The sequence below is a fragment of the Bacillus sp. FSL W8-1143 genome, from assembly GCF_037965155.1.
GTDB lineage: Bacteria > Bacillota > Bacilli > Bacillales > Bacillaceae > Bacillus > Bacillus pumilus.
In genome coordinates this window covers 1,543,001-1,555,047 of record NZ_CP150182.1, presented here as the reverse complement: position 1 = coordinate 1,555,047, position 12,047 = coordinate 1,543,001, and the positions used below count along the sequence as shown (strand labels likewise).

Below are 12,047 nucleotides of genomic sequence, written 5' to 3'. Positions count from 1 at the left end.
TAATTACTGGACAAGCTCTTTCGTTTCTTCTAGTTTGACAGATACAAGCTTAGAAACACCTGACTCCTGCATCGTAACACCGTAGAGCACATCTGCTTCTTCCATTGTTCCTTTGCGGTGCGTAATGACTATGAATTGTGTTTCTTCGCTGTATTTTTTTAAATATTGTGCAAAGCGGAAAACATTGGCTTCATCAAGCGCCGCTTCTACCTCATCTAACACGCAGAATGGAACAGGTCTGACTTTTAAAATAGAGAATAGTAAAGCGATCGCTGTCAATGCTCTCTCACCGCCTGAAAGAAGGCTTAAGTTTTGCAGCTTTTTCCCTGGCGGCTGCGCGACAATATCAACGCCAGAGTTTAGTAAATCGTTTGGATCTGTCAGCTTAAGATCTGCTTTCCCGCCGCCAAATAATGCTTGGAAAACTGATTCAAAATGCCCGCGAATTTGCGAGAATGTTTCAGAGAAGCGCTTTGTCATCTCTTGATCCATTTCTTCGATCACTTGGAATAATGTATTTTTCGCTTCTGTCAGATCATTTCGCTGTTCTGTTAAGAAAAGGTAGCGTTCATTTACTCGTTCATACTCATCAATGCTGCCTAAGTTCACTGTTCCTAGCTCTTCAATGGCTAATTTGATCAGTTTCACTCGTTTTCTTGCTTCATCTGGCGATAACGTCAGATGATACATCTCTTTTGCCCCTTCAAACGAGAGAGCATACTCTTCGTTCAAATAAGCGATGAGGTTGTCGAGCTCAACTTCCATACGGCCAAGCTTAATTTCTTCATCTTTTAAGCTTGTGGTGAGCTGCTTGTAAAGGCGTTTTTGTTCTTTCAGTTCACGTTCAGCAAATTCTAACGTTTCAGAAAGAGCAAGACGCTGTTTGCGCCGCTCTGAAATGAGTGCGGTTGTTTTGTTTTTATTTTCAAGCTTCTCTTTCGCCGCTTCTTCCAGCTGTTCTGCTCCGCTTGAGCTAGATGTCATTTCACTTGTTAAGAGTGACAGATCTTCTTTTGTTTCCGTCAGCGTTTGTTCAGCCTCTTCTAATTCGGCCATTAAGCTTGAAAGCTTTTCTTGTTCATTCGCTAAAGACTGCTCTTTTTTGGCAAGCGAGATTTTCAGCTCTGTTAATTCGGCAGAAATGGTTTCTTTCGTTGAGCTTTGGGTCTGCTTACGCTTTGTTAATGTATTGATCTCTTGATCAAGGGTGGTCAATTTCTCCCCTATAGAAACTTCAAGAGCTGCCTGCTTTTTGTCCTTATCTGTAAGTTCAGTAGAACGCAGCCGCAATTCTTCTTTTTCTTGGTCATAGAGTTCAAGGTGAGCATTAATATTTTTTTCTGCTACTTGCAGTTCGTATAGCTTCCCTTTGAGCTTTTGCTGCTGTTCTCGAAGCGTTTCTCCCCGCTGACGCAGTTCGTTTAATTGACTTTCGTTTGCTGCAATCAATTGCTTCGTTTCTTTTGTTTCCTTTTCAAGGATCGTCGTTTTTTCTTCCATTTCAACAAGCTGCTTTGTTAATGTTTCGATCTCTCGGTTTCTTGAAAGAAGGGAGTTGTTCTTTTTCTTAACACCGCCACCAGTCATTGAACCGCCGGGGTTCACAACATCTCCATCAAGGGTCACGATGCGATAACGATGACCAAGCATTTTTGCCAGTTCATTGGCGCCTTTTAAGTCTCTAACGATCAGAACCGTTCCAAGCAAGTTCTGTATGACCTTTTGATACTTTTCTTCAAAGGAAACAAGGTGACTTGCTACACCGATAAATGCAGCGTGCTGCTCGGCTGTTTGGACGTCTCTATGCTGAATGGTTCTTTCTTTGATCACATTCATTGGCAGGAAGGTTGCTCGTCCAAAGGAGTGCTGCTTTAAGTATGCAATTGCTTGTCGCGCTGCGGCTTCGTTTTCTGTGACGACGTGCTGCGTTGCTGCGCCTAACGCGATTTCAATCGCTGTCTCATGCTGCTGATCTGTTTGAATCAGCTCTGCAATGGCACCGTGAATACCGCCTAACCGTTCTTTTGCCTTTAAGACCTCTTTTACTCCTTGGAAAAAGCCTGAGAAGTCTTCCTGCATGGATTCTAGCATCTCTTTTTTTGACTTTGCCTGCTGCACATATTGATAGGCTTGGTAAAGAGCCGTTTCTTTTTTCTCGTATTGACGTTTCATTTGCTCAAGTTTTTGCTCCGCTTCTCTAAAACGCTTGACCTGAGCCAGAATGTCTTCTTCTAGGGCTGAAAGCTGCTGCTCAGCCTCTGTTTTCTTCTCTTTGACAGACACACGTTCTTCAATGTGTTTTTGGTTGTTTTGCGTGAGCCGATCTAGCTGCATGGCCACTTGGCGCTGCTGTTCTTCTAATAATTTGCGTTCATTGCGGATGGTAGCCTGTTCATTGAGCAGATCAAAATAATCGCTTTTCAGCTGTTCAATTTGACCTTCCACATCTTCACTATGAAGCGACAGTTGATGCTGCTTTGTTTTCACTTCATCTTTTAGCTGCTGCACTTCTTTTTGAAGGCTGTCCCGCGCGATTTTCTGCTGCTGAATCTTTTCGGTTAGCTGCGCCTGCTTTTCAGTTAAACGAATGAGCGTTTCTTCTAGCTGCCCTTGGTTTGCGGCTGCATTTTTCTTCCGTTCTTTTAGTACTTCTTTTTTACCTTCAAGCTTTTCTAATTCCTCACTTGTGAAAAGAAGAACTTCTTGCAGGTCATTAATTGATTCGTCAAGTGCTTGAATGCGGTCTCTTGACTCTTCAATTTTAGCTTCTTTTGCTTGAATATCTGTGGATTGCTTCATTTCACCTTGTTTGAACCGCTCGACAGCTTCACCAAGTGTTGTCCATTTTTCATGAAGTGCTTCGATGTCATGGACAGTTAAGGCGATTTCGACATTTTCAAGCTCTTCTTTTTTTTGCAAATAGTCCTTTGCAATAGATGCCTGCATTCTTAATGGTTCTACTTGATCTTCTAGTTCATGCAGAATATCTTCTACTCGGTTTAAGTTGTCCTGCGTTTCAAACAGTTTATTCTCGGCTTTTTTCTTTCTTGTTTTATATTTCAAAACACCAGCCGCTTCTTCAAAGATGCTTCTTCTCTCTTCTGCCTTACTAGATAGAATTTCCTCTACCTTTCCTTGGCTGATGATCGAAAAAGCTTCCTTTCCAAGACCTGAATCCATGAAAAGATCAATAATATCTTTTAAGCGGACAGATTGATTGTTTATGAGAAATTCACTTTCTCCTGAACGATAGACTCTTCTTGTCACGCTGACTTCGTGAAAATCGATCGGTAAAAAGTGATCTTCGTTATCTAATGTTAAAGTCACTTCTGCTAGATTGACTCTTTTTCTTGAGTCGCTTCCTGCAAAAATGATGTCTTCCATTTTTCCTCCGCGGAGGCTTTTCGCTGATTGTTCTCCAAGTACCCAGCGGATGGCATCGGTAATATTACTTTTGCCGCTTCCGTTTGGTCCAACAACAGCGGTGACCCCTTTGACAAAGTCCACGGTCACTCGCTGTGCAAAAGATTTGAATCCTATCACGTCTAAACGTTTGAGGAACATGAGAGTGATCCTCCTTATGTATTTAAAGTACTATTATCTTACCATATGAAGTGAAAAAAGATGATGGAAAACAGAGTGAAATCCCCCTGAATGACGAGGGGGATTTTATTGGTTCATATGATGTTTCTGCAATTTAGCAAGTGCTTCCTGTGCAGCATGCTGTTCTGCTTCTTTTTTACTGCGGCCATTTCCAATTCCAAGCACTTCTCCGCGAAGGGAAACATTTGCTTCAAATTCCCGGTTGTGTGCTGGTCCTTTTTCATGCAGGATGTGGTATTCAAGTACACCTTTTCCATCGCGCTGAACGAATTCTTGCAGCTGGCTTTTAAAGTCCATGACATGCGAGAACGCTCCATCATTAATTTTTGGATAAACATAGGCTTCTAGGAATCGCTCCACTGGCTCAAGCCCTTGATCTAAATAAAGTGCCCCGATAAACGCCTCGAATACGTCCGCTAAAAGTGCTGGGCGTTTTCTCCCGCCTGTCATTTCTTCGCCTTTTCCTAAAAGAACAAGGTCTCCGAAGGACAGCTCATGTGCCAGAGACACAAGTGACGGTTCACATACGATCGCTGCTCTTAGTTTTGTTAAATCTCCCTCGCTCATCGCAGGGTATTTCGCAAATAAGAATTGAGAGATGGTCAATTCTAAAACAGCATCTCCTAGAAATTCAAGTCTTTCATTATCCTCGTATGGCTTTTTCCGGTGTTCATTCACATAAGAGGAATGCGTAAAGGCTTGATATAGAAGTTTTTCATTTTGAAAGTGTACAGAAATACGCTGCTGGAATTCTCTAAATTGCTCTAGTTTTTTGCTCTGTTTCTGTTTGTCTTTATATTGTTTTGGCATAGCAACCTCCAGGTAGGCTTAATCGCCTTTAAGGATACTGATTATATGGAGTCTCTCTTTCTACATGCAAGGAAACATTGCTCCTTAGCATCTGAAAAAGGCTGACAATTGATCAGCTGAATATGTTGAAACTAACATAAATTTTGAAAGTCCCGTCATGAAAACAGACGGGACTTTGTTACGCTTATTGCTGGCTATTTATGTAGTTCACAGCGTCACCGACTGTTGCAATTTTTTCAGCATCTTCGTCAGAAATTTCCATATCGAACTCATCTTCAAGTTCCATAACTAGCTCAACTACATCAAGGGAATCAGCGCCTAAATCTTCTTTAAATGAAGCTTCCATTTTCACGTCAGCCTCATCAACGCCAAGGCGGTCTACAATAATTTTTGATACACGCTCTAATACGTCTGCCATTGCCTTTCACCTCCCCTCAAAGTATTATAGTTGATTCGTTTTTAAAAAACTAGAGAAAACCTAATGAAATTTTGATATTTCTTAGGACATGACCATTCCGCCATCTACTTGGATGGTTTGGCCTGTAATATAACCTGCTCCTTCTGAAGCTAAAAAGACAACAACGTTGCTAATATCTTCAGGTGCACCAAAGCGTGCAAGCGGGATCTGCTTAAGCATTTCAGTTTGTACATTCTCATCAAGCTTGTCTGTCATATCTGTAGAAATAAAGCCTGGTGCTACTGCATTGACTGTAATATGACGAGTTGCCAGCTCTTTTGCTGTTGTTTTCGTTAATCCGATGACACCAGCTTTTGCTGCAACATAGTTTGCTTGTCCAGGATTTCCACATACGCCAACTACTGAAGCCAAGTTGATGATTCTTCCGCTGCGCTGTTTCATCATTTGACGTGTCACGGCTTTTGTACAGTTAAAGACACCTTTTAAGTTTATGTTAATGACGTCATCCCATTCATTTTCTTTCATTCTCATGAGCAGATTATCCTTTGTGATCCCTGCATTATTGACAAGAATGTCAATTGAGCCAAATGTGTCAATCGCTTGTTTCATGAGCGATTGTACTTCTTCAGCATTTGAAACATCAGCTTTAACGGCAAATGCCTGCTGGCCAAGTGCTTTGATTTCGTCTACGACTTCATTTGCTTTTGCTTCGTTTCCAGAATAGTTGACGACAACATTTGCACCATTCTTTGCTAAATCGATCGCAATAGAACGGCCAATCCCGCGTGATGCACCTGTTACAACGGCTGTTTTATTTGTAAGCATCAAGAATCCTCCTTCAATGTTTCAATGGCTGCTTCAATTGTTTCCTGATCTGAAACTGAAATAGTTGTCAGGCGGCGATTGACCTTTTTCACAAGACCTGAAAGCACTTTGCCTGGGCCAATTTCAATAAACGTTGTCACGCCTAAATCAATCAGACGTTCTACACTTTCTTCAAATCGAACAGGAGAATACAATTGTTCAATGAGCTTTGTTTCAATAGCATCACGAGATGTAACGATGTCTGCTGTGACATTTGAGATCACTGGTGTTTTGGCATCTGTAATGCTTAGCTTTGACAGAACATCTGTGAATTTTTCAGCGGCTGGTTTCATTAAGGCAGAATGGAAAGGTCCACTCACTTCAAGGGCAATCGCACGTTTTGCGCCTTTTTCTTTCGCTTTCTCTGAAGCGAGTTCAACCCCTTTTGCTGTACCAGAGATCACGATTTGACCAGGACAGTTTAAGTTAGCGAGTTCTACAAGATGACCACTCTCTGTCACTTCTTTTGTCACTTCTAAAAGCGCAGCTTGATCTAAGCCAAGGATCGCTGCCATAGCGCCTTCTCCTGCTGGAACAGCTTCGTTCATTAATTCGCCGCGCTTTCTCACTGCATAGACAGCATCTTGAAACGAAAGTGCGCCTGCCGCAACGAGGGCCGTATATTCACCAAGGCTATGTCCTGCTGCGTAATCTGCTTTGATTCCGCTCTCTTCAAATTTCTTTAAGATGGCGATACTTGTCGTTAAAAGAGCTGGCTGCGCGTTATAAGTGAGCGTCAGCTCTTCTGCATCTCCTTCAAAAATCATTGAAGATAAGTCAAAACCGAGGGTCTTGTCTGCTTCTTCAAATACAGCTTTAGATACTGCTTCTTGGTCAAATAAATCTTTTCCCATGCCAATTTTTTGAGAGCCTTGGCCAGGGAATAAAAATGCAATTTTAGTCATGCTGCTATACCTCCATTAAGACTCGTTCGTGGTTTCTTTTTGGACTTCTTGATGAATGATGGCTGAAACGTCTTTTTCTACGATATCACGTGCCTGACGAATGGCATGAAAAATGGCGTTTTCATCAGAGGAACCGTGCGCTTTAATGACAGGTGCCTTTAAACCAAATAAAGCGGCACCGCCATATTCGGAGTAATCCATTTTAGACTTCATCTGCATCAATTTCGGCTTCATCATGCCAGCCGCTATTTTTGCTGTGAAGCTGGATGTTAATGTTTCTTTCAGCATTTTAAAGACAGAAAGAGCTGTGCCTTCAATCGTTTTCAGGGCGATATTTCCTGTGAAACCATCTGTGACAACGACATCAGCTACACCTTCTAGTAAATCACGAGACTCCACATTTCCTACGAAATTCAAATTTGATGCTTTCAATAATTCAAAGGTTTTTTTCGTGAGATCGTTGCCTTTTTTATCTTCTGTTCCTACATTTAACAATCCTACACGCGGATTGCTCTTTGGAAAAACACGCTCCGCGTAAATTGAACCCATCATCGCATATTGCACAAGGTGTTCTGGTTTGGCATCAACGTTCGCGCCGACATCTAGTAATAAAAACCCACTGCCATCAAGTGTTGGCAGTGTTGGAGCAAGTGCCGGTCTATCGATGCCATCAATTCTTCCTACGATAAACAGTCCTGCTGTCATGAGTGCGCCAGTGTTTCCTGCTGAAATACAAGCATCTGCTCGTCCTTCGGATACTTCTTGCGCCATTTTCACCATAGATGAATCCTTTTTACGTCTAACTGCACGCACTGGTTCATCTGTCGGTTCAATGACTTCTTTTGCATCTAAAATCGTGATGCGCTCGTTATTTGTTATGTATGGTTTGATTTTATTTTCATCGCCGACAAGTGTAATCTCGATATCTGAAAATGCCGTTAAGCTTTTTTGCACACCGTCAATAATGGCTTTAGGGGCATGGTCTCCCCCCATTGCATCGACTGCAATTCTCATATTACGTGCCACCTTTTACTTTTGTTTTGAGCGATACATGACGAAGTCACCTGAGAAGACAACTTCCTCACCGACATAGCTGTTTACTTCAACTACAGTTCTGCCTTTTTCTTTATCATGCGAGGCTACTTTGGCTTTTGAGACAACTCGTTCGCCTTGTTTAACCTGCCTTGTAAATTTAATATTCGCTTTTGCTGTTAAAGCCAGTTCATCGTCAATGACCGCTACTGCAAGCGAATTTGCCTGGGCGAAGAGATGATGTCCCCTGGCAATTTGGTTTCGGCTAAATACATGCTCTTTTCTCACTTCTAAAATGGAAATGGCTTGATCATCAAGCTCTACATCAATCATTTCTCCAATCACTTCATCCAGCGGAAGTGACTTCACTTCATCCTCTAATGTCTTTTCGGCCACATGCTTAATTCTTTCGCGTAATTCAGGAATTGACAGTTCCAAACGATCAAGACGAACCGTTTGAATGCTTACACCGAATTTACTTGCCAATTCTTCATCAGTAATGAACGGAGTCGAGCTGATCGTTTGCTGGAGAAGCTTTTGACGTTCTTTTTTATTTAGTTTCATATGCAGACACCATCCGTACATTTATGACTAGGTACTAATAGTAGTATATAATCTCATAGATGATAAATCAATCCTTGTTTCAAAAAGACAAGAAAATTCCTCCAGCGCTTGATCAGCTTAATTTATCTCCGCCCAGCACCCCGCTGTCTACAAGTGTTTGCCGAAGTTCTTTGTATTCGGAATCTGTCCAAAATGCATCTGACTGCACAAGTTCTGCCGCATCTTTTCTAGCGGTTTCCAGTGCTCTGTAGTCATGAACCATATCGGCTACTTTAAATTCAGGCATTCCGCTTTGTTTTTTACCGAAGAAATCACCGGGTCCTCTTAGCTCTAAGTCCTTTTCAGACAGCTCAAAGCCGTCGGTTGTTTCGGACATGATCCTCATCCGCTCTTTCCCGGTTTCCGATTTTGGATCCGCCATTAAAACACAAAATGATTGATGCTCTCCGCGTCCAACCCGGCCTCTGAGCTGATGAAGCTGAGACAGTCCGAAGCGGTCTGCATCGTAAATGACCATGATGGTCGCATTCGGCACGTTGACACCCACTTCAACGACTGTGGTTGAAACGAGAATTTGTACTTCATTTGCTGTAAAGTCTCTCATCACCTGATCTTTTTCATCACTCGCCAGTTTCCCGTGCATTAAGCCGATCGACCACTTACCGCGGTATGCCTCTGTCAGCATGCTGTGGACATCAATCGCATTTTGGACATCCAGCTTGTCCGATTCTTCTATGAGTGGACAAATAATATATGCCTGTCTTCCTTTTTTTAGCTCTTTATCTACAAATGCAAGAATCCTCTCAAGCATGTCATGCTTGACCCAATACGTTTCGATCTGTTTTCTGCCGGCTGGTAATTCATCAATGACGGAAACGTCCATTTCTCCAAAAACAGTGATCGCAAGTGTGCGCGGAATAGGTGTGGCAGTCATGAATAAGACATCTGGGTCCTGCCCTTTACTTCTTAGTTTTTTCCTTTGTTCGACGCCAAACCGGTGCTGCTCATCTGTGATCACAAGACCGAGCTGCTGAAATTCGACTTCGTCTTGGATGAGCGCATGCGTTCCGACTAATATATCAATCTCGCCCTCTTTTAGACGTTCTAGCAATTCTCTGCGGCGCTTTCCTTTCACAGAGCTTGTTAGTAGAGCGATATTTAGTCCCCATTTTTCAAACAGCTGATAAAGGGAATCTGCATGCTGCTCTGCCAAAATCTCTGTTGGAACCATTAATGCACCTTGATAGCCGGATAAATGAGCGGCATATAGTGCAATAGCTGCAACAGCAGTTTTCCCTGAACCTACATCCCCTTGCAGCAGACGGTTCATCCGGTACGGGGACGCCATATCAGTCATAATTTCATCAAGCACTCTTGATTGTGCCTTTGTCAGCGGAAATGGCAGACTGTGAACAAACTCAAAAACAGCGTCTTTAGAAAACGGATGCTGGATGCCCGATGTTTTTTCTCGTTCTTTCTTTCTGATGGCCTGCATCTTCAGCTGGAAAATAAGAAATTCCTCGTACACAAAGCGGCGTCTTGCTTGCTTGAGCGAGTCTCTTGTTTCTGGCAGGTGAATGGTTTTTAATGCTTCCTGATAGGACATGAGTTTATAGGTAGAGACAAGCTGCTTTGGCAGTGGATCTTCAGCTTTATCTACATAAAGTGACAAGGCTTGTTTGACAAAACGCCTCATCATTTTCACGGTTACATTTTCTTTTACTGAATAAACAGGCTCTATACTGCCATCTTGCTCGTGCGTCCCTTTTTTAAATTCCTGCACCATGATCGATTGACGGTTTTTATCCCATTTGCCAGTGACGGATACCGTATCACCTAACACAAGGCTTCGTTTTAAATAAGGACGATTGAAGCAAATTGCTGTGATGAGAAAACGCCCGACAAGCAGCCTGAATGTCAGCCTGCTTCGTTTTTTTCCATAATAGGTGAGGACGGGCTCACTGTGCACTTTTCCTTCAACTGTGACACGTTCGTCATGCTTTACTTCTTCTAAGTTACGAAGCTCATAGTCGTCATATCGATAAGGAAAGTAGCCAAGTAAATCGGCTACTGTGTGAATTCCAAGTTCATTGAGTGTTTTTTCGGTTTCTTCTCCAATCCCCTTAAGGACTGAGACATTATCTTGCAGTTTCTGTATCACGAGATGGGGTCACACCTCCGAAAATCTTCTTTTCAAGCTCTCTTGCTGTCGGTGTCGCAGCAAGTCCGCCTTGTGCTGTTTCGCGAAGTGCCGTTGGCATGGTTTGACCGATTTTATACATCGCATCAATGACTTCATCACATGGGATACGGCTTGTGATGCCGGCAAGTGCCATATCTGCTGCAATCATCGCATTTGATGCACCCATGGCGTTTCGTTTTACGCACGGTACCTCAACAAGTCCAGCTACTGGGTCACAAACAAGTCCAAGCATATTTTTCAGTGTAATCGCCATTGCTTCAGCAGATTGCTGAGGTGTACCGCCTGCCATTTCGACAATGGCTGCTGCCGCCATCCCTGATGCTGAGCCTACCTCAGCCTGACAGCCGCCTGCTGCACCAGAGATGCTCGCATTATTGGCCACAACAAAACCAAATGCGCCAGAAGTGAATAGGAATCTGACCATTTGTTCCTTTGTTGGCTTTAATGTTTGTTTTACTGCAAATAATGTACCTGGCACAACACCTGCTGAGCCTGCTGTAGGCGTTGCACAGATCGTCCCCATTGCGGCATTGACTTCATTTGTTGCCACTGCCTTACTAACAGCATCTAATATCGTATGACCAGACAATGTTTTGCCTGATGCGATATACGCTTGAAGTTTGACCGCATCTCCGCCTGTTAAACCGGATAATGATTTCACACCTTTTAGCCCGTTTTCTACGGCTTGTTCCATCACTTCTAAGTTGCGGTACATCTGGGAGAAAATATCTTCACGTGATTTCCCTGTTACTTCCATTTCTTGCGTAATCATGATTTCTGAAATGGAGGTATTCCGTTCTTCTGTTAGCTGCACGAGTTCTTTGACGTTTTTAAACATCATTCATAACCTCCTTGTTGTTACTCTGCAATTTGTGTGACTTGAATAATGTTTGGCAGTGTTTCAAGCTCTGATAAGGCAGCTGGGTCAATATTTTGATCCACTTCGATGGTCATCAGAGCCTCTTGCCCGACATCTTTACGCGCCACTTCCATATGACCGATGTTGATGGCGAATTTCGCTAACACGTTGGCGACTGCCGCAATCGTGCCGTAGCGATCGTTATGAACCACAAGAATGGCAGGATGATTTCCTGAAAGTCTGAGCTCAAAGCCATTCAGTTCAGTAATTTCGATTTTACCACCGCCGATGGAAATCCCGATTAATTCAAGGCTTCCGTTCGCATCTGATATCTCTACTTTTGCTGTATTCGGATGCGCTGGTACCGCATCTTCTTCTTTAAATTCAATGTCGATCCCTTTGCTTTTTGCAATATCGATCGCTGTTTTGATGCGTTCATCAAATGTATCAAAGTCAAGAACGCCGCCGATCATGGCGACATCTGTACCATGTCCTTTATACGTATCTTTAAAAGAGCCATAAAATGAAACGACAATTCGCTTCGGTTCTCTTCCAAATAAGCTGCGAGCCACTCTTCCTATTCGAGCCGCACCCGCTGTGTGCGAACTTGATGGACCAATCATGACGGGTCCAATAATATCAAACACACTTCTAAATTTCATAGGTCTTCCCCTCTCATAACCACTCACATATTGGTTTGGTTCTTTCTTTAGACTAATGGATTCAATCGTTTCCCGCAACTCATTTCACCGTTGAATCGTTAGTAAAAAATTGCAAAAGAAGAAGAAG

The 12,047-nt window shown here is 42.8% G+C and carries 10 protein-coding genes; all 10 read right to left on the bottom strand.

The genetic code is table 11. The features are described 5' to 3' along the window. Positions 1-3: 3 nt before the first annotated feature. Complete coding sequence (smc, locus tag NSQ36_RS07705) at positions 4-3,564, bottom strand: chromosome segregation protein SMC (RefSeq protein WP_339207143.1); 3,561 nt, start codon at positions 3,562-3,564, stop codon at positions 4-6. A 105-nt stretch (positions 3,565-3,669) separates the two neighbouring features. Then, positions 3,670-4,413: a ribonuclease III gene (gene rnc / locus NSQ36_RS07700; protein ID WP_003211549.1), complete on the bottom strand. Its 744-nt coding sequence runs from the start codon at positions 4,411-4,413 to the stop codon at positions 3,670-3,672. 184 nt (positions 4,414-4,597) lie between these two features. Next, positions 4,598-4,831: an acyl carrier protein gene (gene acpP, locus NSQ36_RS07695; protein WP_003212028.1), complete on the bottom strand. Its 234-nt coding sequence runs from the start codon at positions 4,829-4,831 to the stop codon at positions 4,598-4,600. A gap of 81 nt (positions 4,832-4,912) precedes the next feature. Continuing rightward, positions 4,913-5,656: a 3-oxoacyl-[acyl-carrier-protein] reductase gene (gene fabG, locus NSQ36_RS07690; RefSeq protein ID WP_050945057.1), complete on the bottom strand. Its 744-nt coding sequence runs from the start codon at positions 5,654-5,656 to the stop codon at positions 4,913-4,915. Next, positions 5,656-6,600 (bottom strand): ACP S-malonyltransferase, encoded by a 945-nt coding sequence (fabD, locus tag NSQ36_RS07685; protein WP_253622622.1) that lies wholly within the window; start codon positions 6,598-6,600, stop codon positions 5,656-5,658. The genes fabG and fabD overlap by 1 nt, the downstream gene beginning before the upstream one ends. A 15-nt stretch (positions 6,601-6,615) precedes the next feature. Beyond that, entirely contained in the window at positions 6,616-7,614 is a 999-nt protein-coding gene (gene plsX / locus NSQ36_RS07680) for a phosphate acyltransferase PlsX (protein WP_003211133.1), read from the bottom strand. A 15-nt stretch (positions 7,615-7,629) separates the two neighbouring features. Beyond that, positions 7,630-8,196: a transcription factor FapR gene (gene fapR, locus NSQ36_RS07675; protein ID WP_003210820.1), complete on the bottom strand. Its 567-nt coding sequence runs from the start codon at positions 8,194-8,196 to the stop codon at positions 7,630-7,632. Positions 8,197-8,308: 112 nt separating this feature from the next. Beyond that, positions 8,309-10,357 carry an ATP-dependent DNA helicase RecG gene (recG, locus tag NSQ36_RS07670; RefSeq protein WP_310426817.1) on the bottom strand — a complete coding sequence of 683 codons (2,049 nt, stop codon included), beginning with the start codon at positions 10,355-10,357 and terminating at the stop codon, positions 8,309-8,311. Continuing rightward, positions 10,335-11,237: an L-serine ammonia-lyase, iron-sulfur-dependent, subunit alpha gene (sdaAA, locus tag NSQ36_RS07665; protein ID WP_034620038.1), complete on the bottom strand. Its 903-nt coding sequence runs from the start codon at positions 11,235-11,237 to the stop codon at positions 10,335-10,337. The genes recG and sdaAA overlap by 23 nt, the downstream gene beginning before the upstream one ends. A gap of 20 nt (positions 11,238-11,257) precedes the next feature. Next, entirely contained in the window at positions 11,258-11,920 is a 663-nt protein-coding gene (gene sdaAB / locus NSQ36_RS07660) for an L-serine ammonia-lyase, iron-sulfur-dependent subunit beta (RefSeq protein ID WP_003212160.1), read from the bottom strand. Positions 11,921-12,047: the final 127 nt, after the last annotated feature.